19 protein-coding genes and 1 tRNA gene are annotated in these 25291 nt (G+C 58.8%); 14 read left to right on the top strand and 6 right to left on the bottom strand.

The genetic code is table 11. From position 1 onward, the window contains the following. Positions 1-55 precede the first annotated feature (55 nt). The 12 genes from MHM37_RS02700 (at position 56) to MHM37_RS02645 (ending at position 15593) form a co-directional block, all read left to right on the top strand. Positions 56-142 (top strand) — tRNA-Leu (locus MHM37_RS02700). 282 nt (positions 143-424) lie between these two features. Then, the gene (locus tag MHM37_RS02695) at positions 425-6589 is read left to right on the top strand and encodes a calcium-binding protein (RefSeq protein WP_239295837.1); all 6165 of its coding nucleotides are present in this window, start codon (positions 425-427) and stop codon (positions 6587-6589) included. A gap of 191 nt (positions 6590-6780) precedes the next feature. After that, positions 6781-7137, top strand: coding sequence for a RidA family protein (locus MHM37_RS02690; protein ID WP_239295838.1), 357 nt, complete (start codon positions 6781-6783; stop codon positions 7135-7137). A 119-nt stretch (positions 7138-7256) separates the two neighbouring features. After that, a complete protein-coding gene (locus MHM37_RS02685) occupies positions 7257-8024 on the top strand; it encodes an AraC family transcriptional regulator (RefSeq protein ID WP_239295839.1) in 768 nt (255 codons plus the stop codon). A gap of 116 nt (positions 8025-8140) precedes the next feature. Continuing rightward, positions 8141-8497: a RidA family protein gene (locus tag MHM37_RS02680; protein ID WP_139525067.1), complete on the top strand. Its 357-nt coding sequence runs from the start codon at positions 8141-8143 to the stop codon at positions 8495-8497. A 1-nt stretch (position 8498) separates the two neighbouring features. Next, positions 8499-9443, top strand: a complete 945-nt coding sequence (locus MHM37_RS02675; protein ID WP_139525068.1) for an ornithine cyclodeaminase family protein — start codon at positions 8499-8501, stop codon at positions 9441-9443. Between the two features lie 106 nt (positions 9444-9549). After that, complete coding sequence (gene dctP, locus MHM37_RS02670; RefSeq protein WP_139525069.1) at positions 9550-10623, top strand: TRAP transporter substrate-binding protein DctP; 1074 nt, start codon at positions 9550-9552, stop codon at positions 10621-10623. 45 nt (positions 10624-10668) lie between these two features. Then, positions 10669-11214, top strand: coding sequence for a TRAP transporter small permease subunit (locus MHM37_RS02665; protein ID WP_139525070.1), 546 nt, complete (start codon positions 10669-10671; stop codon positions 11212-11214). Further along, positions 11211-12485: a TRAP transporter large permease gene (locus MHM37_RS02660; RefSeq protein ID WP_239295840.1), complete on the top strand. Its 1275-nt coding sequence runs from the start codon at positions 11211-11213 to the stop codon at positions 12483-12485. The genes MHM37_RS02665 and MHM37_RS02660 overlap by 4 nt, the downstream gene beginning before the upstream one ends. Before the next feature lie 20 nt (positions 12486-12505). After that, positions 12506-13537: a histone deacetylase family protein gene (locus MHM37_RS02655; RefSeq protein WP_239295841.1), complete on the top strand. Its 1032-nt coding sequence runs from the start codon at positions 12506-12508 to the stop codon at positions 13535-13537. Further along, the gene (locus MHM37_RS02650; RefSeq protein ID WP_239295842.1) at positions 13534-14640 is read left to right on the top strand and encodes a class II histone deacetylase; all 1107 of its coding nucleotides are present in this window, start codon (positions 13534-13536) and stop codon (positions 14638-14640) included. Before MHM37_RS02655 ends, MHM37_RS02650 begins: the two co-directional genes overlap by 4 nt. After that, positions 14637-15593, top strand: a complete 957-nt coding sequence (locus MHM37_RS02645) for a branched-chain amino acid transaminase (protein WP_239295843.1) — start codon at positions 14637-14639, stop codon at positions 15591-15593. The genes MHM37_RS02650 and MHM37_RS02645 overlap by 4 nt, the downstream gene beginning before the upstream one ends. A gap of 52 nt (positions 15594-15645) precedes the next feature. Here the strand turns inward: MHM37_RS02645 and MHM37_RS02640 are convergent, their stop codons facing one another. The 6 genes from MHM37_RS02640 to MHM37_RS02615 all read right to left on the bottom strand — a co-directional run bounded on the left by MHM37_RS02640 (position 15646) and on the right by MHM37_RS02615 (position 23310). Beyond that, positions 15646-16770, bottom strand: a complete 1125-nt coding sequence (locus MHM37_RS02640) for a histidinol-phosphate transaminase (RefSeq protein ID WP_239295844.1) — start codon at positions 16768-16770, stop codon at positions 15646-15648. A 25-nt stretch (positions 16771-16795) separates the two neighbouring features. Beyond that, a complete protein-coding gene (locus MHM37_RS02635) occupies positions 16796-18178 on the bottom strand; it encodes an FAD-binding oxidoreductase (RefSeq protein ID WP_239295845.1) in 1383 nt (460 codons plus the stop codon). A gap of 35 nt (positions 18179-18213) precedes the next feature. Then, on the bottom strand, positions 18214-19845 hold the full coding sequence (locus MHM37_RS02630) for an ABC transporter ATP-binding protein (RefSeq protein ID WP_239295846.1): 1632 nt from the start codon (positions 19843-19845) through the stop codon (positions 18214-18216). Positions 19846-19854: 9 nt separating this feature from the next. After that, positions 19855-20688 carry an ABC transporter permease gene (locus MHM37_RS02625; protein ID WP_153843997.1) on the bottom strand — a complete coding sequence of 278 codons (834 nt, stop codon included), beginning with the start codon at positions 20686-20688 and terminating at the stop codon, positions 19855-19857. Further along, the gene (locus MHM37_RS02620; protein WP_139525078.1) at positions 20685-21662 is read right to left on the bottom strand and encodes an ABC transporter permease; all 978 of its coding nucleotides are present in this window, start codon (positions 21660-21662) and stop codon (positions 20685-20687) included. The genes MHM37_RS02625 and MHM37_RS02620 overlap by 4 nt, the downstream gene beginning before the upstream one ends. A 91-nt stretch (positions 21663-21753) precedes the next feature. Beyond that, the gene (locus MHM37_RS02615) at positions 21754-23310 is read right to left on the bottom strand and encodes an ABC transporter substrate-binding protein (RefSeq protein ID WP_239295847.1); all 1557 of its coding nucleotides are present in this window, start codon (positions 23308-23310) and stop codon (positions 21754-21756) included. Between the two features lie 212 nt (positions 23311-23522). Between MHM37_RS02615 and MHM37_RS02610 the strand changes: the two genes are divergently transcribed. Next, a complete protein-coding gene (locus MHM37_RS02610) occupies positions 23523-24215 on the top strand; it encodes a GntR family transcriptional regulator (RefSeq protein ID WP_062373147.1) in 693 nt (230 codons plus the stop codon). Continuing rightward, a complete protein-coding gene (locus MHM37_RS02605; RefSeq protein ID WP_239295848.1) occupies positions 24212-25234 on the top strand; it encodes a histone deacetylase family protein in 1023 nt (340 codons plus the stop codon). Before MHM37_RS02610 ends, MHM37_RS02605 begins: the two co-directional genes overlap by 4 nt. Positions 25235-25291: the final 57 nt, after the last annotated feature.

Genomic DNA, 25291 nt, shown 5'->3' with positions numbered 1-25291 from the left:
AAAGTCAGCGATGTGATTGACTTGACGAGCGATCTGCGTATAATCCGCCTCCATTGCCGGTGTGGCGGAATTGGTAGACGCAGCGGATTCAAAATCCGCCGCCTTTACGGGTGTGCCAGTTCGAGTCTGGCCACCGGCACCAACATCAAAGGCCTAGCGTTTATCGCTAGGCCTTTTTTTGTGCCTACCTCTCAAGCCGTGCTGATGTTTTTGCCCGCGATGCTCTCCCCTAATCCCGGGAAGAACGGGATTACCCCGCCTTTTTGCAGGTTTATTTCCTGCTTTTTTATGAAATACTCGGATCAATTTTTTTTATGGCTGCTCGTCATCCACGACGGATGAGAGCGCTAAGGCGGTCAACGCCAGACTTTCATAAAAACGTTTGGCGCAACGCGCTTGCGAATCTTTAGTGGAGATGTGCTCAATGGCGAAGTCATCAGCCGATATGCTTAAGTCAACGCGGCCCGGAGTTATGAGTGGCCATCTGCTCAATGGTGTCAGGGTCAGCCATCAAGAAGCCCAAAGCGACTGGGACTCACTGGCCAATACGCGTGACGACGTGGTGCGTATCGACGTTCCGGCCGATCCTCAAGAGCGCATGGCCTTCGTTCGTCGCTGGATGGCCAACAACCAAAAAGCATTGAAGCAAGGGGGGATGGCCGCGACGTTGGTGCTGCCGTTACTCGCACAGCAGGCGCTGGCCGACCCAATGGTCGCCGTCAATGATCTACAAGGGGTGGCGGAAGTGATTCGCCAACCTAACGGTAGTCTAACGCTCATCATGAACAGCGGTCAGCGTATCGACATGGCCGCCGCGGATGTGGCGCTGGAAAACGGCCGTGTCGTCGTCGATATCGATTCGCTGATGGAGCTACTGGGAAATGATAGCGGTCTTCTCGTCCCGCTTAGCCAGCTTCCTGACGTACAAACCTGGGAGCTGTTGCCCGACGGCAATGTCTTGATCACCCGTCCCGACGGCACGCAAATGGTCATCGAGCGCGGCGCGCTGGTCCAGCAGGGCGATCTATTTCTCATCAGCCCTAGCAATGCCCTTCAACAAGGCATTGCCAGCGGCGAAGATTTCGGCAACTTATTATTCGTGCCGAGCGCGTCTTTCGCCAATCAGCCGTCGAGCACCAGCAGTTTCCCGAGTACCGCAAGCAGTAGTAGCGAGCCAGTCAGCTCGTTTGGTGATATTCCCCCCTGGCTGTATGTCGGCGGCGGCGCCATTGCGGTAGGGGCTGCCGCTGCGGGCGGTGGAGGCGGCGGTGGCGGTAGTGATGGTGGTCCTGCCACCATCAGCGGCTATGTGATCGATGGGTATATTTCCGGGGCCACCGTGACGCGTGCCGTCAACTCGAATCAAGTCACCACGAATGACGATGGCTTCTTTAGTGGTTTGCAGGGCAGCGGTATCTTGACTGCCACTGGTGGTGTGGATATCTCCACAGGGTTGCCGTTTACCGGCGTATTACGGGCACCGGAAGATGCGACGGTGATTACCCCGTTGACCACCCTGATGGTGCAGCTCTCGCAACAGTTCGGCTTGAACGATGCTGATGCCCAAACGGCGATCAAAACGGCGCTTGGCCTCGACCAGCGAATCGATCTGATGACGACAGATCCGTTGGCAGAGGCATCGCCTAATCTGGATCTGCTCATTGCGGGTGTCAAAGTGGCAAGCCTGCTGGCCATGGCGGCCACGGCAGGGATTAGCAGTGCCGATGCGCTCTCGCGGCTGGGAACTGCCTTCAATCAAGCGAGCGACGCTGGCCGGGAGTTGACCAATCAGGAAATGGCCGATGCGTTGGGCCTTCCTTCCATTGCTGGCCAAGTAAAGCAGGCACTGGACGCCATCGATAACGCCAGTGACGGCCTTAATATTGATGCCTACCGAGACGGCAACAATAACCCGCTTCGGGACGCGCAAAGAAATGCTCAAGACCCGAATAGCGACCTTTCCGACACGATCGGTACCCGTGCCGAGGTACCTTATCTAACGCTACAACAAGCAGTGGCGCTGGCGGCCAATGACGAACTGCCGGCGAACTACTTGATCAACCCCAATCAGCCGTTTGCGGCAGGTACGTTGGGGTTGACGGCTGCAGGCAACCAGCTGGCGTTGGTCGAAACCGTGCTGGCGGGCGACTTCGATGTGGCGACTGCCCCCATTGCATTAGGCGATATTTATACGTGGTCGATTCGCGCGGATGCCGAAGATGTGTTGGTGAGCGGTGGTCTAGGTCGCCCTGAGGTCGTTGGGGCGCAAAGCGTGACGCTCACCAACACCACCATCCGTCCGGATCAGTTCGCTGATCTCAATACCTTGGATAATTTCGATCTGGGCAGCACGGTCGTGCCGTACACGTTGGAACAAGCGTTGGCGACCGACGTAATGCCTGCTAACTACACGCTCAACCCAAGTAGGCCTTTCTCCGCGGGTGACTTAACCGTGCGCGAGGCTGCTGAGTTGATCGATAGCACGCGTGTGCTACTGGATCTCGCCCAAAACACTGACAGCGACAATCTCACCCGTGATCTGCTCCTAGAGTGGAATATCGTCGATAGCCTTGCCACGATTTTAGGAACGCCCTCCGCACGCCCACAAATTGCCGAAGCCAATAGCATCAGCGTGACGGAAGCGATCATTACCCCTGCGCAGTTCGTACAGCTCAATGCGTTGCCTAACTTCGTGCTCGGCGAGACCGAGGTCGATTACACGCTGGCCGAAGCGCTGGCTGCCGATCCTCTCGCCAGCAACTACATCATCGATCTACAAGAAGTACTCAGTGCAGGCACGGTGACCGTCGCCCAGGCGGAAACTGCGTTTGCCGATGTTAGCCGGGTGTTGGAAGGCGCGAATAATCAGCCGCCGCTCACGCTGTTCGAGTGGGTCATTCGCGATACAGCAGACGCTATCATCGCCGACCTGGATCAAGGGCACGTGACCGAGGCGAACCAAGTCTCGGCCAGCAACCGAGTGATCTCGTCGGCTCAATTCGACCAGCTCAACACGCTGGACAACTTTGAGCTGGGTACGACCATCGTTCGCTATACGCTGGAAAACGCCGTCAATGCAGATGCGCTAGCCGCCAATTACGACATCGACACCACCGTGCCCTTTGAAGCTGGTGAGGTCAGCGTCGACGCCGCCGCCACAACGCTGGCAGCGGTAGAACGAATCCTCGATGGCGCCCTTAACACTCAAACACCCAACGCCGATGCGCTGTTCAACTGGACGGTCGTCGACAGTGCCTCCGCCATTCTCGCGGCGGGTAACGTTCCTCATCTCACTCGAGCAGATGCAGTCAACGTTAGTGACGACATCATTACGATTGCGCAGTTCGAAGCGCTAAGCACAGCGGATTTCAACTACATTCGCCTCGGTGAGCTAGTGGAATACACGTTGGCTAACGCCATCTCTGTCATCGATGCTGGCAATGGCCCCCTGGTTGCCGACTATGTGATCGACCTGGAAACATCGTTCAACGACGTTTGGACAGTCGCCCAGGGAGCGAGCTATTTCGCCATTATCGCGGGTGCAGAGAACCGGACTGCGCTACTCGGCAGCGATGCAGTGGTGTGGCAGGTCGAAGACAGCATTGGCAACCTGCTCGACGGAATCAGTAACGTCAACGCGGGTGATACTGCGTTTGGCGACGATGCTGTGGTGAACGCCCAAACGGTGCGTGTGACAGGTACCACCATCACTCAAGCTCAGTATGAAGAGCTGCTGGCTGCTGTGGGGGACGCGCTGAGTTTGGAAGCGGGAGAAAATGCCGCGCGCACCACTGTCACTTATGCTGACTTAGCAGCAGCGGTTTCAGCTCAAGCCAACGGTGTGCTGGCGCCCAGTGATTTTTACTCCATTACTGCCAATACTACTTACACAAATACCAATGGGGCGTTGAGTGTCGCGAATGCTTTAACGGAAATTGAAACCGTCAAGAGTATTCTTGCAGGCGCACGTAATACGCTAAATTTCGAGACCGTTTACGAGTGGAGCATCACCGACTCCGCCAGCAATATCCTCGGGGTCATCACTAACGGCGTACCCGACGAAGTGCTGGCAGGCGCAGATAGCATCCTCGCCGCCAATGGCGGGCCGAATGGCAATATTCTGGCTGCCGAGTACGATGCCTTGGTCAATGGCCTGGGTGAGGGCGGCTTTGATTATAACGAAGTCTCTTACACGCTGGCCTACGTGTTTGATGAGGAAGCTGAAACGTTCGCTGCTCCAGGCGATTTAGCTGACCGTTTCTTCTTTACTCTCGATAAATTCGACATTGACGAAGCCGTTGGGGAAGGCAACATCAATGTGGCCGATGCAGCAGGGTACTACAACGCCGTATTAGCACTGGTGAATGCAAGCACCGACACTTTGTCAGTGACAGACATCTACGAGTGGAGCGTTTTAGATAGTGCTGCCGCCATTGTCACGGCCTATACAAATAACGGTAATCAACATCCTCCTCATATACGCGACGCGACGCTGGTCGAAATAAACGACACGGCGGTTATTACGTTTGATCAATACGGCATTCTGGAGCAAATTCCTGGGTTTGAAATTCAGTCGTATACACTCGAAGATGCGGTGGGTATTTATCTAGAGGATAATAGTGGACTGGCGACGAATTATATTATTGATACTGAGCAGCCCTACCAAGCTCAAAATCTCTCGGTCGCAGATGCTTTAACCTATAGAAATGCCGTCGATGTTCTGCTTGGTGGTACGGACAGTGCTGCCCGTAATACACAGGTAGATGGTACAACTCTAGATGGGCTTTACAGCTGGACTATTGAAGACAGTGCAGAGAATATTCTTGCTCAAAAAAGTGGTACTGAATTTCCACCCATCATCAGTGAAGCTTTAAACATCACTTTAACGGATGCCTCGATCGTGTTCGAGGATGAGTACTTGAATGGTTTGGAGGGATTGCTAACTCCTTCTGACTTGGTCAATGTGCGAGTAGATTTTTATTACGATGAAGATATTGATATCACCTTTATTGAAAATGAAGAATTTGAAAACAATTATGGTGTGTTAGCGAATGCTAATGGCCCGCTAGAGTATGTGGGAGTTTCTTCCGCCACTGCTGAAGCTGAATATCAGCGTGTGTTTGATGTTGTAGATGGCGCGTCTAATGTGCCACCAGTGAATATTGAGTCTTTGGTAGTTTGGACCATCGAAGACTCTGTGGAAAATATTGACGTCGATGCTCCATGGGTTGAATTGGCGCAAGCAATCCAATTGACTGAAACAGAATTGACAGCAAGTCAGTTCCTGAAATTCGTAACCGTGGCAGATAATGAGGTGTCTGTTCTGAATACACTTCAGACCAGCACTCTCACAAACGTGAGCTTTACGCCTCAAGAGGCTTACGATAATAGAATTGCGTTTTTAGACATTGCTAGCAGCAATCCTGGCTATTCTCTAAGTATATTGAGTGCGCCGGTGGTGGCTTTTGCGACTCCTTTCAATGTTGCTGATGCCAACACACTTGATGCAACGCTCGATGACCTTATCAACGCTGCAGGTACAGCACCGTCAAAGCTAGATGCTTACTCATGGCGTGTCGAAGACTCTGCAACCAACCTGCTGGATGATGTATCAGGAGAGGTGATTGTCCGTGATGATGCAGGCATCCAAAATGCGTCCGAAGTGCGAGTGACGGATAGCGAAATTTCTATTTCGCAATACGAAGCGCTGGTGCAGCTAGATACCTTTGTGGACGCTGGCTTCGTTGTCGGTTACAGCTTGGAGGAAGCTCTCGATAGGCTGCCATCAGAGTTTGGCTTAGCAGAAAACTATACCTTGATCGATGCTACCCCTTTCGATATTGGTGAGCTTAATGCCTACGATGCTCAGCGCATTTATCAGCTCGTAGAGCGTTTGATCGATGGGGCGCAAAATGGCGCTGACGTATCTGTTGATAGCTTAATGGACTGGGTAGTTAAAGATACCCTGGCTGGTTATGAGGATATTGGGATTACGACGAATAATGACTACCTGCGTGAAGCCGATGGGGTGATCATTACTGGAAGTGGTGTAAATGGTGAGATAGAAAACGGAGAGGGCCAAGCTAACAGGCAGGCTTTCTCGGGCACCGATATTGCCTATACAGAGGAAGCAGGCTTTCCAGCATCACCCTACAGCCTCACTTACACCCTGAATGGTAGCGAAACATTGGGTGACCCCATTATCGACTTCAGCACTGGCGCGGGTGGTGATCAGCTCATCGTCGAATTAATGAACGATGAGTTCAACTCGCTCCGTGGTGATGGCTCAGGCTTTGCTAATTACGATACAGCTCAAGCGCTAGGGGCTAATGAAGCCTTCGTTGTCTTCAGTGCCGAAGAATTTGTGAATGACGGGGCAAGCTGGTTAGCTAATCTGGGGCTTGGCACTGGAAACGTTGTTTATCTATTAGCTGGCAATGGCGATACGGTCGACATCAATGATGATGCCCTGCTATTCCGGGTAGAGGAGTCGGATACAAGTTTCGACACTCAGTTGATAGCCAACTTCGAAAATATAGATCTCAATAATTTCGAAGAAGTGAACACCAACTACTCCATTATTACCTAACGCATAACCAAGCAACCCCCAGGCAGCCTTTCGGCAGCCTGGGGGTTTTAATTTGCTTCCCACGTGATTCCCTCAACCCACCATCACCCAGCCCCCCTATCTATTGTTGAATGCCGCCAAGCGTCGTATAAAGGCGGTGCTTTATGGCATATCAACGCAATAACATACCCCTCTTCGCTGGAGATAACCCCATGAGCGTGACCTATCACGAAAGCAATGCGCGTATGAGCCAAGTGGCCATTCATAACGGTACCGTCTACCTTGCGGGCCAAGTGCCGGCGGATGCCACGGTGGGCATGCGTGGGCAAACCGAGCAGGTGTTGGCGCGTATCGATGAGCTGCTGGCGCAGGCGGGCACCTCGAAAGAGCACTTGATCTCTGCCCAGGTGTGGGTCACCGACATGGCCGAGTTCGCAGAAATGAACGAAGCGTGGGAAGCCTGGGTAGTGCCGGGTCGCCCGCCGGTGCGCGCCGCGTTGGAAGCCAAGCTGGCCAAGCCCGAGTGGAAAGTGGAGATCATGGTCATCGCGGCACTGCCCGACGCCTGATCGGTTATCTCAAGGCAGTAGCGAGGGGGCGTTAACCAAGCGTTAACGCCCCCTCGCTTTTTATTCCGCGATCGTTTTATAGTGGAGTCTTCTTCTCACACTTCCCGAACGGTACGGTCATGTCCCAGTTCGAGCTGCATAGCCGCAACCTAGCGCAAGAACAGGTGGCACACACTCACGACTTTCACCAGTTGATACTGGCGACGTGTGGCGTGACTGAACTCTCCATGGAAGGCCAGGGTGAGCGGGTGACCGCTCGCCGAGGCTGTTTGATCCCCTCATCGCGCCATCACGAGTACCAAGGCGATGGCAGCAATCGAACGCTGGTGCTGGATATTCCCGTACAGCACTTGGCCACGCTGGAAAAAGGCAGTGAGATCGAGCGCTTATTCGATAAGCCGCGCTTCTTTACCGTACCCCCCGCCCTGAATCAACTGACTCATGCGCTGGCGCATCAGCTGGATCAGTGCCCGGCGCTGCAAAACGAAATTGCCGTTCTGCTGCTGCGGGCCCTCTATATGTACCTGCAGGATGCGCCAAAACAGACGGCTGACCAGCTTGGGGTGCGCTGTATCAGCGAACGGCTCGACTTAGAGCGCCTGGATGCCTGGCTAGACCAACATCTGGCAGATGACATACGTGTCGAGCAGTTAGCGGCGCTGTGTGCATTGAGCCCTGGGCACTTCCATAGCTGTTTTCGAGAGCTCACCGGGATAACGCCGCTGGCCTATGTGCAGCGCAGGCGGCTAGAGCATGCGCGCACGCTGGTACGACATAGCGCACTGAGCCTTGGTCACATTGCCATGCTGGTGGGTTTTCGCGATCAGGGCAGTTTTTCCCGCGCCTATCGGCGTTACTTCGAGATCTCCCCCTCATCTGACCGCTAATGGCTGACGTCCCTGTCTGCCTGACTTGCGGGCAAATTTACCCGAGTTTCGGGCAAGCACACGCCAAGGCATCGTCGTAGTCTCAAGAGGAACCCCACCTTCCTTGGAGAGATCCCATGGGCGTGACCTATCAAGACAGCAACCTCCGCATGAGCCAAGTCGCCGTGCATAACGGCACGGTCTATCTCGCAGGCCAAGTACCCTCGGATGCCACCGCCGATATGCGCGGACAAACGGAGCAGGTGTTAGCACGTATCGACCAACTGCTGGCCCAGGCAGGCACCTCTAAAGAGCAGTTGATCTCGGCGCAAATCTGGGTCACCAGCATGGCGGAATTCGACCAAATGAACCAAGCCTGGGATGCCTGGGTCGTGCCTGGTCGCCCACCGGTGCGTGCTGCGGTAGAAGCCAAATTGGCCAAGCCCGAGTGGAAGGTGGAAATCATGGTCATCGCTGCGCTGCCGGAGGCTTGATATGCAGGTCGTTTCGGCAGCGGAAGTCGCACAGCATCTCACTTGGCAGGGCGTCATCGACCGTTTGCGGCATACCTTTGTGAACGGAGTGGAGTCACCACCGCGCCACCATCACGCCATGCACCGGCCCGACGGCGAAGCCACCATGCTGCTGATGCCCGCCTGGGAAGCTGCTGGCTATATCGGTGTGAAGATGGTCAACGTGTTTCCGCAAAACGCCGAGCACGGTGTTCCGGCTATTTCGGGGCTTTACTTGCTCAGCGAAGGCAAACACGGCCAGCCGTTGGCGTGTATCGATGGCAGCGAACTAACCCGCCGCCGTACCGCCGCTGCTTCGGCGCTGGCGGCTCAAGCATTGGCCAATGAAGATGCCGACACCCTGCTAGTGGTGGGTACCGGCAAACTGGCCCCGATGGTGATCGAAGCCCACGCCAGCGTGCGCCCCATCAAACGGGTGCTGATATGGGGCCGTAACCCCAATAAAGCCGCCGCGATTGCCGAGGAGTATGCAGACCGCTTTGCTACTCAGGTGGTAGACGCGTTACCCGACGCTGTCGCTGAGGCCGACATCATCAGCTGTGTGACGCTCTCCACCCAACCGATCATCAAAGGCGAATGGCTCACGCCGGGTACGCACGTGGATTTAATCGGCGCGTTTCGCCCACAAATGCGCGAAACCGATGCCGCGTGTTTAGGCCGCGCGCAGGTGTTCGTAGACACCTACGCAGGCGCAAAAGGCGAAGCGGGGGATATTCTGCAGGCCATCGAGGAGGGCGCTTTTCAGTTTGACGCCATTCAAGCGGAGCTGGCCGAGGTGCTGTCCGGGGCCAAACCAGGGCGCTCGGGTAAGGAGGCCATCACGCTGTTTAAATCGGTAGGCGCCTCTCTTGAGGATCTCGCCGCCGCCATCGAACTATGGGAGTCACTGCCCAAGCATCATTCATAAAATCACGCTGCAGGCCTGGCCAGACAACAACAATAAAGGCCGCTATGCCACAGCACTGCAACGCCAGTCATAACGAAGACCATCAATAACCAAAACGAGGTGTGTTATGAACGCTAAGCGCTCTTTACTCTTCACTGCCCTAGCAGCCCTCCCGCTGGCCATTGCCAGCAACACGGCCCAGGCCCAATCTTATGAAATGGTGATTGCGACCCAACTTCCGGAGGATATGAGCAACAACGAAATCTATCCGGCGCTGGTGCATTTTAAGAATCTCGTCGAAGCCCGCACCGATGGCGATCTCGAAGTGACGATCTTCGGCGGCGGCCAACTCGGCTCTGAAGTAGAAAATGGCTCGGAAGTGCAGGGTGGCCGTACGTTACAGTCCACCATCATGTCTGCCGGGGCCATGTCGTCGTTCTATGGCGACTACCAAGCGGTGACCGCGCCGTTCCTCTTTACCAGCTGGCGGCAGGCGTGGACGTTCTTCGATAGCGAGTGGTTTGCCGACTTTATGTCGGGCACCGTGGAGGCCGCAAACATGCGCTATCTAGGTACCTTCGATGACGGCGGCGGCTTCGTGGCTTTCACCAACAACGTCCGCTTGATCGAGACCCTGGAAGACCTAGAAGGGCTCAATATTCGTACTGAAGAGAACCCGGCCCACGTTGCCATCATGCGCTCGCTAGGCGCCTCCGCGACGCCACTGCCCTGGGGCGAGCTGATCACCGCACTGGAAACCGGATTAGCCGATGGCCAGTTCAACGCGCCGGTGCTCAATACCACGTTCAACTTCGATGCGGTGACCGACTACACCACGCTCACCGGGCATGTGTATAACAGCGCGCCCTGGATGGTGAGCGAGTCCTGGTACCAATCGCTGCCGGAATCCCATCAGCAGGCGGTAATTAGCTCGGCACGGGAGGCTATTCAGCTCAGCCACGGCATGTCGGGCGCCCTTGCCACCGCCAGTTGGGTCGAGTCATGCGAGCGTTTCGAGGCCTGCTATCTGATGCCCGATGCCGAACGTGAGCGCATGGCCGAGATTGCCCGCCCCGCCTGGCAGGAGTGGATCGTCAATGACTTCGGAATGGACGAAGCGCGTGTGCAGGGCCTGCTGGATGAGGTCGAACGCGTGGGCCAGCAGCTAGCGGAAGATGATCTGCGAATTTACGGACAATAACGGTAATCAACGCTGGGGCCTTACGCCCCAGCGTGAGGAATGGCCATGGGCGTTTTGACTCCTTTACGTCGCGTGAGCGATCTGGTCAATCAGGTCGCTATCGTGGTGTGTGTAGGCTGTATTTTGGCGATGCTGGGCATCTCTTTTACCGCATTTTTATACAAACTGATCACGGGCAGCACGCTGAGCTGGACCTACTCGCTTGCGCGGCTGTTCCTACCTTGGATTGGTTTTCTTTCGATGACGATTTCACTGCGCTATGGCGAGCACGTCGCCATGACACTGCTGGTACGCAGCCTGCCAAAAGTGATGGTGCAGGTGGCCGCCGGGCTCTGCCTAGCGGTGATCGGCCTATTTGCACTCTTGCTCACCTGGTACGGCTGGGACTACTTCACTAGCGCCACCCAGGTGTACATGGTCTCTGACCAAATCCGCATTCCTAGCAAGGTCACTGCCATCGTGGTGCCGATAAGCGGCGTGATGATGCTGCTGCACTTGGTGCATGGGTTTGCACTGCTGGAACACTTTATGGACGAGCAGGACGTGATTGGCGAGCTTATCGACACCGCTGATAGGGAGCACCGCTCATGACACCTGCGATCATTGCGTTCGTCGTCCTGCTACTGATTGGCGCGCCGGTAGCCGTCGTGATGGCGATGTCCGGGTTGGCGGGCGGTTTTGCCATTGGCGGCGAACGGATGCTCGGCATCATCGCCGACCGTATGTTCTCCGGCGTTTCCGGCTTTCTGCTGATCGCCGTACCCTACTTCATTTTCACTGCTGAGCTAATGAACCAGGGCGGGCTAACCCACAAGCTGATTGCCTTCAACAATGCGCTGTTTGGCCGAGTACGGGGCTCGCTTTCTCACGTGAACATTTCGGTCTCGGTATTCTTTGCGGGCCTCACGGGGGCAGCGGTGACCGATACGGTGGCCATCGGCAAAATCATGATTCCCGAAATGAAAAAGCAGGGGTACGACGCGGAGTATGCGGCGGCAGTGACTGCATGCTCGTCGATCATCGGGCCGATCATTCCCCCCAGCGTGGTGATGGTGGTCTACGCTACGTTGCTGCGGGATATTTCGGTCATCGACTTGTTTGCCGGTGGCATCATCCCTGGCTTGCTAATGGCCTTGGCATTGTTGGGCGTCAGCTTCTTTTTAGCCTGGAAGCGCAACTACCCGAAGCAGGCACCCACGCCGTTTAAGATGGCGATCATGTCGTTCGTGCTGGCACTACCCGCGCTGGTGGTACCGCTGATCATTCTGGGCGGCATTCTCTCAGGCCTCACGACCATTACCGAAGCGTCGGGGTTTGCGGCGGTGTACGCCATCGTGATCGGCGTGGTGTTCTACCGGAACCTGACGTGGCGAAAAATCTGGGAGGCGCTCGTCACCACCGTGCGCTTTTCTGGGGTGGTGTTTTTCCTGCTGGCCACTTCGGCGGTGCTGGGCTGGTTCGTGACCCGCTCCGGTATCGCTCGGGATGCGGCCAGAATCATCACCACCTTTAGCGATGCGGCCTTCGTGCAGCTGATGCTGGTCTGCCTGCTGCTTCTGGTGGTGGGAACGGTAATGGACGTACTGCCCGCGCTGGTGGTCATTGCGCCAGTGCTAGTGCCCGCGATGATTCAGCTTGGCTTTGATCCGCTCCACTTCGCTATCCTGATGATCGTGGTGCTCAATATCTCTAACGTTACACCGCCGGTGGGAATGACGCTAATGACGGCCGCGCGAATAGCCGAGGTGCCCTACGAACGGGCCATCGTGGCATCGCTGCCGTTTTACGTCTCGTTCTTGGTGGTGATCGTGCTGCTGGCGGCCTTCCCGGCGCTCTCCACCTGGATACCGTCACTGCTGTGACTAGCTAAGGACTGCGACTCATGAAGTGTTTTTACCACCCTGACCAAGCGATGCATGCGCCGCCTACCTTCCTGCTACGTGGCCAGCCCGCCGCCTCTCCAGAGGGCCCGGTGCGTGCCGAGCTGCTAACGCAGGGGTTAGAGAAGGCTGGCTTAGTGCTCACTGCGCCAGTGGAGTCAGACTCTCCCACGCTGCGTAAACGCCTGGAGCAGATTCATACGCCGCGCTATTTGACGTTTCTCGAAACGATCTACGCCCGCTGGCAGGCGCTGCCCAATGCCGCCGAGTTCGTGGCACCCAACATTCACCCCTGCGGCGGCGGCTTCCACTACCCCCGCCATCCCATTGGGCAAGCGGGCTGGCACCTGCACGATATGGCTTGCCCGCTTAGCGCGACCAGTTTTCAAGGCGCACTGGCCTCCGCCGCCACTGCCCAGGCAGCCGCTGAAGCCGTGCTGGCGGGGGAGGAAGTTGCCTATGCGCTATGCCGCCCGCCGGGCCATCACGCCGGGCCGGAGCGGGCTGGCGGCTTTTGTTTGCTGAATAACTCGGCGCTGGCCGCCACCGTGCTGCGCGAACGTTTTGCCAAGGTGGCGATCATCGATGTGGACCTGCACCACGGTAACGGCACCCAGGATATTTTCTACGCCAGGGGCGACGTATGGACAGGCTCGCTGCACGCTGACCCGAGTGATTTTTATCCCTTTTTCTGGGGCGGCGCGGACGAAGAGGGTGGCGATGAAGGTGTAGGGGCCAACGTCAATCTCCCTCTGCCGGTGGGCAGCGATGGCGAGGTCTATTTGGATGCCCTGGCGATCCTGATCGACCACCTGCAGCGCTTTGAACCGGATGCCGTCGTGGTGGCACTCGGACTCGATGCCCATAAAGAGGACCCGCTCGCGGGCCTCAACGTGGAAACCGAGGCGTTCATCGAGGTGGGAAAACGCCTGCGAGCGCTCGCGCTACCCATGGTCATCGTGCAGGAGGGTGGCTACCCCACCGAGCATTTAAGCGCCAACCTGGCGGCCTTTATGCAGGGGTTTAACGTATGAGCAGCACCGGTTTCTATTGGCACGAGCGCTGCTTTTGGCACGACCAGGGCGCCATCGGCGTGTTCTCTTCGCCCGGCGAATTCCTGCAGCCCCAAGCCGCCTCGGAAAGTCCCGAGAGTAAGCGGCGGTTGAAAAATATTCTGGAAGTCAGCGGGCTGATCGACGAGCTGCACGTGGTCAAGCCCCCTGCTGCCACGCTGGCCGACCTGCGGCGTTTTCATACCCCGCGCTACCTGGGGGAACTGCAGGCAGGAGACAACGCCCAGGGTGGCAATGGCGGCGACTGCGCGCCTTACATGCCGGGCAGTTGGGCGGCGGCGACGCGCTCAGCAGGGTTGGCCATTGCCGCTGTGGAGGCCGTGGCGCTGGGCGAGGTGGCTAACGCCTATGCGCTGTGTCGCCCGCCGGGCCACCACGCCGAAGCCGACCAGGGTCGAGGGTTCTGCCTGTTGGGCAATATTCCCGTGGCGGTGATGCGTGCCCGCGCCCTGGGCCAAGCTAACCGGGTCGCGATACTCGATTGGGACGTTCACCACGGCAACGGCCAGCAGGCGGCTTTCTATCACGACCCCGATGTCTTCACCATTTCTATACATCAAGCGGCCAACTACCCGCTGGACACCGGTGGTTTCAATGAGCAGGGCGAAGGGGCCGGGTTAGGCGCCAACCTGAATCTGCCGCTGCCTCCTGGCTGTGGCCTAGGGGCCTACGCGTATGCCATGGAAACGCTGGTGCTGCCCGCGCTGGAAGCGTTCGCCCCCGACCTGATCGTGGTGGCCTGCGGCTATGATGCCTGCGCCAAAGACCCGCTCGGCAAAATGCTGCTCAACAGCCAAGCCTTCGCCACTATGACCGCCCAAGTTAAGGCTGTGGCAGAACGCTGCTGCAGCGGCAAGCTGGTGGTGGTGCATGAAGGCGGCTACTCCGAAGGCTATGTGCCGCTCTGCGGCCACGCGGTGATCCAAACCCTCGCAGGCAGCCACACGGCTGTATTCGACCCGCAAAACGACGAAATTGCCGCCTGGGGCTACCAAGCGCTGCAGCCGCATCAGCAGGCGCTCATCGATGGCTGGCAACAACAGTGGGAGCAAATAACCCGATGACACCGCTTTATGATCGTGACGGCTGGATTTGGCAAGATGGCCAGTGGCTGGCCTGGCGGGACGCCAAAGTGCATATATTCACCCATACGCTGCACTATGGCATGGGCTGTTTTGAAGGCGTGCGCGCCTACGCAGGGCCGCAAGGCCCGCAGCTGTTTCGGGTGGCGGAGCACACGCGAAGGCTAGTGGAAAGCGCCCACGCGCTGGATATTCCGCTGCCGTTTAGCGAAGCCGAACTGATCGATGCTCAGCGTGAGAGCCTGACCAAAAACGGGCTAAGCAGCGCCTATTTAAAGCCCACCGTGTTTCTAGGCGCCGAAGGCCTGGGGCTGCGTGCCCAGGGGCTGACCACCCATGTGATGATTGCCGCCTGGGGTCTAGGGCCCTACCTTTCCCCGCACGCAGCGTCCCACGGTCTGCGCGCCTTGACCTCTTCCTGGGCGCGCCATCACGTCAACATCAGCCTTTGCCGTGCTAAAACCAGCGGCCACTACGTGAATTCGATGCTGGCGCTCAACACGGCAGTCAAAGCGGGCTTTGATGAAACCATCATGCTCGACCCCGAAGGCTACGTGGCCGAGGCCTCGGCGGCGAACGTCTTTTTACTGCGTGATGGCGTGCTGCACACCCCGGAAGTGACCTCCTGCCTGCAGGGCATCACCCGGGATAGCGTCATTCAACTGGCCCGGGATGTGTTGGGCATCGAAGTCAAAGAACGGCGCATTACCCGCGATGAGCTTTACACCGCCGATGAGGCATTTTTGACCGGCACCGCCGCCGAAATTCTGCCGCTAAGAGAGCTGGATGGGCGCAGAATCGGCACTCGCGCCGGGGCGCCGCCCCTTAGCGAGCCGATGGCGGCGAATAGCGTGACGGCTCGGCTCCAGCATCTTTATCGCCAAGCAGTGCGCGGCGAGTTAGACGCCTACCGGCACTGGCTAACACCGGCATAACGGTGGCTGATCGCTTTTTAATCGCCCCGGCATCGCACCGGGGCAAACGGCGCTAGCCGTGCTGCTGAAGCGCTTTTTCCAGCGTGGCCAATCTGCCGGGCGCTAACGCGTCTTCGACCGCTGTAATCCGGATCACGTTGGCCAATTCCGGGTGGGCGAGGCGGGCTACCAGCACGCCCTCGGCCAACAGCTCCTGATGCACCGCCGCCGCCAACTCCGCGCTGGGTAGCCGAATGCCGACGAAGTTCGTCGCGCTGGGCAGCACGTCGGCCCCCAGGCCGATAAAGTGCAGCGCCAGCTGCTCGCGGCGGGCTTTCACCGCTTCGATGTGCTGGCGTACTTCGTCGGGGTGATCGAGCACGACTTCAGCCGCCGCCTGGGTGAACGACGACACTGCGTAGTGAATACGCACTTTCATCATCATCGCCAGCACGTTGGGCTCGGCAATCGCGTAGCCAATACGCATCCCGGCCAGGCCGTGCGCCTTGGAGAGCGTACGCAGGCGAATCACGCCCGGCAGCGCCTGGCCGAGAAACTCGCTGCCCGCGTCGTCACGAAAATCGCCGTAGGCCTCGTCCAGCAGCAGCCAGCACGCTTCCGGCAGTGCCTCGCGCAGCTTGAGAATCGCGCTATCGCTATGCAGGTGACCGCTGGGGTTATCGGGGTTCGCCAAATACACCAACCGCGCCTCTTCTTGATGGGCGGCGGCTGCCAGCGCTTCTAAATCCGGGGCGAGCACGCCGGGGGCTTCACGGTAGCTGGGCTCGATCAAGTGGCAGCCCTGGCCCTGGGCGAAGTAACCGAAGGTAGGGTAGGTGCCTGCGGTGCTCACCACCGCATCGCCCGCCGTGCAGGTAGTGCGCAGCGCCAGGGCGATCAGACTATCGGCACCGGCATCCACCAGCAGATGCTCCAGCGGAATGTTCTGCTGCGCGCTCAAGCGCTGGCGCACTCCCAAGGCCTCGGCATCGCCATAGCAGTACACGTGCTGTGCCACCGCGTCGCCAAAGTGCTCCCGCAGGGCGCGGTGCGGCATGTCTAACCCCTCGTTAGAGCCCAGCCGATGGGGAAGCTCCCGGCCAAGTTTCCGCTCCAATACTTTGATACCCGGGAAAGGGTTGTGGGGGCCTTCGCCGGTCAGGTGCGCGGGGTAGCGGGGCGTTGTATGCGAGGACATGGGCGAATCCTAAATATAAAAGTGGTTAGCTTAAAATCTTACCGCGATTCAGTAGTCGGTGTGGGTCAAGCGCGTGCTTCAGCGTCTGCATCAGTTCGATTTCCTCGGTAGAGCGGCAGGTGCTTAGCCAGGGACGTTTCTCCAGGCCGATACCGTGCTCGGCAGAGACCGAGCCGCCCAGTGCGGCCAGCGGTTGATAAACCATGGCCTCTACCTCGCGCCGAACCGGCAGCTCGGCACTGCCCGCGCTTACGGAAATATGCAGGTTGCCATCACCTAAATGGCCAAACACCACCAGTCGTGCGTCGGGCCAGCGCTTGGTCAACTGCGCTTCCAGCGCATCGGTATAGCGCTGCATCTCGGCAATCGGCAGGCTGACATCGAAGGTCAATACGGGGGCAAGGCCTTTGACCAGGCCTTCGATATCCTCGCGTATTGCCCATAGGCCGTCGCGCTGGGTGCTCGACTGCGCCAAGACAGCATCGACGATCAGCCCGCTCTCTAGCAAGCTTTCCAAGGCTTCACGAAACTGGGTAGCGTTACGCTCGGCATCGCTGCCTAGCGATTCGATGATCACATAGAAAGGGTGCTCAGGAGCAATCGGTGGAGCGTGGCGGCCAAGCGTTTCCGTCAGCAAGTGGTAGTGGTTCTGCCACATGACTTCGAAAGCACCCAAACTGCCGCCCAGCGCTTTCCCCATCTGGCTGAGCAGCCCCGTCAGTGCGTCGAAGGAGGGGCAGGCCACCATTGCGGTTTGTTCAAAAGGCGTCGGGGGCTGCAAGCGTAGCACGGCGCGGGTAACGATCCCTAGCGTGCCTTCGCTGCCGATGAAGAGCTGCTTTAAATCGAACCCGGCGTTGTTCTTCAGCATCCGGTTCATGGAGCTGACCACCCGGCCGTCGGCCATGACGGCCTCTAGCCCCAGCACCTGTTGGCGCATCATGCCGTAACGAATCACCCGCACGCCCCCGGCGTTGGTGGCGATATTGCCCCCGATGGTGCAACTGCCCCGCGCGCCCAAATCCAACGGGAACTGCAGGCCTACCTCTCTGGCGGCTTCCTGCACCCGCTGCAGCGGTGCCCCCGCCTGCACGGTCAGCGTCCCGCCCACGCGGTCTATCTCTTCGATGGCCGTCATGCGTTCGAGGGAAATCACCAGCTCGTCGGGGCATGCTTCGGCGCCGTGCACCAGCCCCGTCAAACCGCCGTGAGTCACGATTGGCTGCCTTGACTCATGGCAGGCGTGCATCACCGCCGAGAGCTGTTCTGTATCCGCCGGCCGAACGATAGCGCCTGCTTGGCAGGGGGCGCCGGTCATCCAATCCTCACGCCGACTGCTCACATCGTCGCCGGTCAATACATGAGGCGCGCCGACGATGGCACGCAGCGTTTTCAGGGGTATTTGCATGTGTGTTCCTTCGCCTATCGTGTCCATTTCGTCAATCACGCGGTGGCTGCCACGGGCGCTTCGCGGCCTGGAATGGCGTCGAGCAGGTCTTGGGTATACGCCTCACGCGGGGCGAGAAAAATCTGCTCGGCGCTGCCTTGCTCGACGATACGGCCGTGTTGCATCACCACGATGCGGTCACACAGCTGAGCGGCGACGCGCAGGTCGTGGGTAATGAATAGCAGCGAAAGCGATAGGCGCTGTTTCAATTCCTCCAGCAGTTCCAGCACCTGGGCTTGAATGGAGACGTCGAGGGCGGAGACGGCTTCGTCGGCGACGATCAGTTCCGGGTTGAGCGCCAGCGCTCGGGCGATGCCGATTCGCTGGCGCTGGCCGCCGGAAAATTCGTGGGGGTAGCGCTCCACGGCGCTGGCGCCCAGGCCCACCATATCGAGCAACTCTCCTGCCTGTTTCAGTGCGGCGGCCTTCGGCGTGCCGTTGGCCATCGGCCCTTGGGCAATCGCCATGCCCACCTTAGTGCGTGGGTTGAGCGAGGCGTAGGGGTCTTGGAAGATCATCTGCACCCGGTGGCGCTCGCGGCGCAGCGCGTCGCCTTTTAGCTGCGAGAGGTTGACGCCGTCCAGCAGCAGCTCGCCGCTATCCGGATGCTCCAGGCGCACCACGCAGCGGCCCAGAGTCGATTTCCCCGAGCCGGATTCGCCCACGATACCCACGGTTTCCCCCCGGGCGAGCGTGAGCGATACGTCATTCAGCGCATGTACCTCGCGGGCAGGCTTGAACCAGCCGCCTCGCGAGCGGAACACTTTTTGCAGCCCCTTGATTTCCAGCAGCGGCGCGACCTGGTCGGTGTCGCGGTGGGGCGGCACCGCATTACTGGGAATGGCCGCAATCAGCGCCTGGGTGTAGGCGTCTTGAGGGTTCTCCAGCACCGAGCGGGCGTCGCCCAGTTCGACGATTTTACCGTGGCGCATCACGCACACGCGGCTGGCAATCTCGGCCACCACGCCAAAATCGTGGGTGATGAACATCACGGCCATGCCGCGCCGCTGCTGCAGGTCGCGAATCAGCGCCAGAATCTGCGCCTGGGTGGTGACATCCAGCGCCGTGGTGGGCTCATCGGCAATCAGCAGCGTGGGCTCCAGCGCCAGCGCCATGGCGATCATCACCCGCTGGCGCTGGCCGCCGGAAAGCTCGAACGGGTAGGCGCGAATGGCTTTCTCCGGCTGCGGAATACCGACTTCGATGAGCAGTTCTAGTGCGCGGGCCTGGCGCTCCTTGGGGGTAAGCTGACCGTGGGCTTCGAATACTTCGGCAATCTGTGCGCCGACGCGCATCAGCGGGTTCAGGGCGGTCATCGGCTCTTGGAAAATCATGCCGATTTTCAACCCGCGCAGGGTGCGGTGCTGCTTTTCCGTCATAGCGAGCAGATCCTGCCCTTCGAACAGTACCTCGCCCTGGGTGGCATTCACGCCTTTGGGCAGCAGGCCCATGATGGCGTTCGCCGCCATCGACTTGCCGGAGCCCGATTCACCCACCACGCACATGATTTCACCGCGCATGACCTCGTAGCTCACGCCCTCGACCGCGAGTGCACGGTCGGCCCCTTTCGGGAGGGCAATGCTCAGTTCGCGAATGCTAAGGACCGTTTCTGTAGTGACATCCGTCATGGCGAGCTCCTAGCGTTCGCGGGAAAGTTTCGGGTTAAGGGCGTCGTCGAGTCCTTCGCCCACCAGGTTGAGCGCGAGCACCGTCAGGAGGATGGCCAAACCAGGGAAGAAGCTTAGCCACCACGCCTGACGAATGACCGTTCGCGCCGCCCCAATCATGTAGCCCCAGGACATCACGTTGGGATCGCCCAAACCGAGAAATGACAGCGCCGACTCCAGCAGGATCGCGGTGGCCACCATCAGCGAGGCAAGCACGATAATCGGCGATAACGTGTTGGGCAGAATCTGGCGCAGAATGATCGTGCTATTGGATTGGCCCACCAAGCGGGCGGCTTCGACATACTCGCGGTTGCGCAGCGACATGAACTCCGCGCGCACCAAACGCGCCACCGGCGGCCAGCTGACAATCGCAATCGCCAGGACGATCGAGGTGACGCTGGGCTGCATGATCGCCACCAGCACGATGGCCAGCGCAAAGTTGGGAATCGTCTGGAAGAACTCGGTAAAGCGCATCAGCGCGTCATCGACCAAGCCCCCGTAGTAACCGGCAATGGCCCCAAGCGGCACGCCAATCAATAAAGCAACGCAGGTGGATACCAGCCCGATCAATAGCGAGACCCACGCGCCGTGCATCAGGCCCGCCGCCACGTTACGGCCCATGGTGTCGGTGCCCAGCAAAAAGCCCTCCTGGGAGAACGGCGGCAAAAAAGGCCGCTGCACCATGCGCCAGGGCGATTCAGGAAACAGCACGGGGGCCAGCACCGCCATGGCAATCATCAGCAGCAGAATGACCAGCCCCACGAGGGCCCCACGGTTCTGCGCAAAGCGTGCGAAAAGGCTCATGACGCCCCCTTGATACGCGGATCGGCCAGGCGATACACCACGTCGGTGATGATGTTGAAGACGATGACCAGCGCCGCCGAGAAGAAGAAAATGCCCAGTAGCAGGTTGTAGTCCCGCTGCTGCAGCGCTTCGAACATCAGGCGGCCGATACCGGGCCAGGCAAACACGGTTTCGGTTAGGATCGCCCCGCCCACCATTTGCCCGGCCTGCAGGCCCGCCAGCGTGATGATGGGAAGCAGAGCGTTGCGCAGCACGTGGCGGCGCTGAATGACCCCCGGCTTGAGCCCTTTGGCCCGCGCCGTTTTGACATAATCCTGCTGAGCGGCATCCAGCATGGAGGTGCGCGTCATGCGGGTATAAATCGCCATAAAAAATAGCGCCAGCGTAGTGGCGGGGAGCACCAAGTGCTTAGCCACATCGAGCACCAGCGCAAACCCTGTGTGGCCCGCGCCCACGGTATACAGCCCGTAGGCGGGCAGCCAGCCCAGGTAAACCGAGAACACCACCACCGACATCAGCGCCACCCAAAACAGCGGCGTGGCGTAGAACACCAGCGCTAACGCCATGATCAGCGAGCCGGACGGTTTCTTGACACGGGCGGCCGCCATGGAGCCGGCCACGATGCCCAACACCAGCGAGAGTACGAAGGCGGTGCCGGTCAGCAGCAAGGTGGCAGGTAAGCGATCCATGATCAGATCGAACACCGGCACGCCCAGCCGATAGGAGTAGCCGAAATCGAGCATGGCGATACCTGACACATAGCGCCAAAGCTGCACGTACATCGGCTGGTCGAGCCCGAAGCGCTCGCGTAACTGGTCGAGAAACTCCTGGTCGGCGGCACCGGCTTCGCCCGCCAGAATGGCGGCCGGGTCCCCGGGGGCCATTTGAATCAGTAAAAAGTTAAAAATAACGATGAGAAACAGCACAATCACGGCTTTGAACAGCCGCATCAGAACGAGGCGCGCATAAACCATAAGTCGTTTCCTGAAGGATACCTTCGAGACATAGCTAACGAGCGATAGCTAAAAAAAAACCAGGCAGCTCGCGCTACCTGGGTGGCCTGGCCTAGCGATCTAACCAAGCATCTTTAAAGCCGTCGTTAACTCCCACGCCCGAGGTGACGAGGTTTTTCACATCACAGCGGTACAGCGTCGGGAAACCCAGTTCCATCAGCCAGCCGACCGGGACATCCTCATGCAAAATTTCCTGTACTTCGTGGTACAGCGCTTCACGCTCTTCATCGGGGAAGGCGGTGGCGGCCGCGTTGAAAAGTTCGTCTACGCGCTCGTTTTCATAGCCTTCGACGTTATTCCAGGGCGAGCCCTTGGCGATGTTGTCGGACAGGTAAGTGCGTGAAATCCCCAGTGCCGGATCGCCATACTGATAGAGGTAGGTAAAGGCCAGGTCGTACTCCCAATCGCCCAGGCGTTGGTTCCAGCCGCCCACGTCGGTGGCTTGGGTGCTGACGTTGATACCCACTTCACGCAGATTTTGTTGCACGGCTTCGGCCCAACGGGTCCAGGTCTCGCCGTAGGGCAGCGGTAGGATGGTGATCTCCTCCCCGTCGTAGCCCATTTCGTCGAGCAGCTCGCGGGCACGCTCAGGGTTGTGATCGTAGGGCTCCAGGTCGTCGTGTTGGAAACGCGCGTTAGAGCCAAACGCCGAGAGCGGTACGTTGCCCAGGCCGTTCCACAGCACGTCCTTGGCAAACTCGCGATCCATGGCGTACATGACCGCTTGGCGGAAGCGTTTGTCGGCGGTCGGGCCTTCGCGGTTATTCATCCATAGCATGGCGAAGGGGCTGAAGTACTCGTGGCCCTCTTCGGTCATACAGACGTTATCCATGGCCGAAAGGCGCGGAATATCGAAGTTTTCCACGGTGCCGCTGGGCAAGACATCGATGGTACCGTTTTCGAACGCCACCGCGCGGGAGCCGCCATCGGGAATCACGTGCCAGTTGACGCCATCCAGATAGGGCAGCCCCTCTTCATAGTAGTCGTCATTTTTGACCAGCTCGATGACGGTGCCGCGCTCCCAGTTGGCAAACTTGAACGGGCCCGTGCCAATCGGGTGGTCGTTATGCTCGTTATTACGGAAGTCGGTGCCCGCGTAGAGGTGCTCGGGCACCATGGTGAATGTGCCCGCCTCGAACGAGATCAGGAAAGGCCCAAATGGCTCCGTCAGTGTGAATACCACCGTGTGGTCGTCGGTGGCCTCGATGCTTTCCACATGCTGTAACACGGCCCGCGCGCTGGGATTCAACTCACGGTGGAAAACATCGGCGGAGAACACTACGTCATCGGCGGTGAAGGGTTCACCGTCGTGCCAGGTCACGTCTTCCCGAAGATGAAACGTGTAGGTGCGCCCATCGTCACTGACCTCCCACGACTCGGCCAACTGCGGCATGGGTTCTAAATCCGTGGTGTAACGCAGTAGCCCCTCATAGATATTGCCCGCGACGGTGCGGGTAGGGGCGTTTTGAATCATGCCCAACACCAAGCCCGGCGGTTCAGGCTGAATGATCGTATCGATGGTGCCGCCCGATTGGGGCTCTTGTGCCGTGGCGGCGGTGGAAAGGGCAAGCGCTGCAGCGGTAATGGCCAAAGCCAGTGGTGTCTTCATGTTTCCTGCTCCTCGGTTATTAGCACGTAATGTGTTTACGTCGTCGTTAGGCGAGCGAGGCGTGACGGTTGAGACCGATTGTGATGTTTGTTGGAGGTCCTCTTTGACCATAGCAGCGCTTGGTTAAACTGTCGACAGTCGTCAATCGGCCGTCGACAAAGAGCCCTTTTTTGTCATACTGAGCAGTATATGAATGATCGAGAGTGCACTTTATGGCCCCTCCGCTAGCAGCACCCAATACCTACATTCAGCAGCATAACCTTGTCGAGCAGGTGGCCGATTACTTAACGCAAGCGATTATTCAGCAGCACTTTTTACCCGGCGAGCGCCTGTCAGAAGTCCAGCTTTCCAAGGACCTGGGCGTGAGTCGTGCACCTGTTCGTGAAGCAGCACGTTTGCTGGAGAGTCGCGGCCTGCTGATCTCGAAACCACGGCGAGGGTTTTTCGTCCGGGCGTTGAATGCCGTTGAACTGGAAGACGTCTTCGATCTGAGGCTGTGCTTGGAGCGACACGCCATCCAGCGTTTGGCCGAGCGTTACAGCGGCGAGGCTGAGCGCGCATTGAAGCAACAAGTAGAGGTGTTGTGCGAGGCGGCCGCCAGTAACGACGGGACGCGCCGTATCGAGGAAGACCTGCAGTTTCACCGCCTCATGTTGCACTACGCAGGCAACGAGCGGCTGCTGCGCGCTTTCGATAACCTGACCCACGAGCTGCGGCTCTGTATCACGCTCATCACCAAGACCCACGAAGCCCCCGACACCATCGCCACCAGTCATTTCAAGCTGCTGGATGCCCTAGCCAGTGGCCAGGCGGCCACGTGCCGCGATGCCATCGATTACCACATCGGCGTCGCCCGCGATTTCGTGGTGAAAGGGGTGAGCGACAGCGGAGCCCCCTTACCATGAAGACGTACTTTCACGCGGATCAGGCGCTTCATCATCCGCAGACCTACTTCTCCCGGGGCAAAATGCGCACGCCTCAAGAAGTGCCCGAACGCGCCATGCATTTGCTGGCCGCTGCCAAGCGGCTGGGCTTTGATATTCGGAGCCCTGCGGATCACGGCGTGGGGCCGATCAGGGCCGTGCACTCGCTGCCCTATCTGCGTTTTCTGGAAAGCGCCCATCGGCGCTGGCAGGCGGTGGGCGAAGATTGGGGGGAGGAGGTGATCTCCAATATCTTCGTGCGTTCGCCTAACGCCCTGCGCGGCATCCTGGCCGAAGCGGCGCGCTACTTGGCTGATGGCAGCGCGCCAGTGGGGCAGCACACTTGGCAGTCGGCGTTCTGGTCGGCGCAAAGTGCCGTGGCGGGTGCCGAGGCGTTGCTGGCTGGAGATCGGTTTGTCTATGCATTATCACGCCCACCGGGCCACCACGCGGGCATCGACTCTGCGGGTGGTTTCTGCTTTCTCAACAATGCCGCCATTGCGGCGCAACACCTTACCTCGCGGTTTCCGCGCATCGTCGTGCTCGACCCGGACATGCACCACGGTCAGGGCATACAGGAGATCTTCTACCAGCGCGACGATGTGCTCTATATCTCCATCCATGGCGATACCACCAACTTCTACCCGGCGGTCTCCGGTTTCGAAGAGGAGCGCGGGGAAGGAGCAGGGCTGGGCTACAACCTCAATCTGCCCATGCCGCACGGCTCAAAAGAAGCGGTGTTTTTCGACCGCTTGGCGGAAGCTTGCCAGGCCATTCGCCTGTTCGAGCCCGACGCGCTGGTGCTGGCGCTGGGGTTCGATATCTATGAGCGCGACCCTCAAGCCAAAGTGGCCGTCTCTACCGCCGGGTTTGCAGAACTTGGCCAAAGGATCGCCAGCCTGAACGTACCCACCCTGGTCGTGCAGGAAGGCGGCTACTACCTGGAAGGGCTGGAAGCCAACGCGGTGAGCTTTTTTGAGGGGTTGCGAGCACGCCGTTGATAGCGACCTGGAGATGACCCCCGCACGTTAGAGAAGAGTAAGACAAGCGCTGGAGGT

This window comes from Halomonas sp. MMH1-48 (genome assembly GCF_022348105.1).
In the GTDB taxonomy this organism is placed as follows: Bacteria; Pseudomonadota; Gammaproteobacteria; order Pseudomonadales; family Halomonadaceae; genus Vreelandella; species Vreelandella piezotolerans.
The sequence above is the reverse complement of the archived record's forward strand: the minus strand, read 5'-3'. Positions and strand labels throughout refer to the sequence as shown.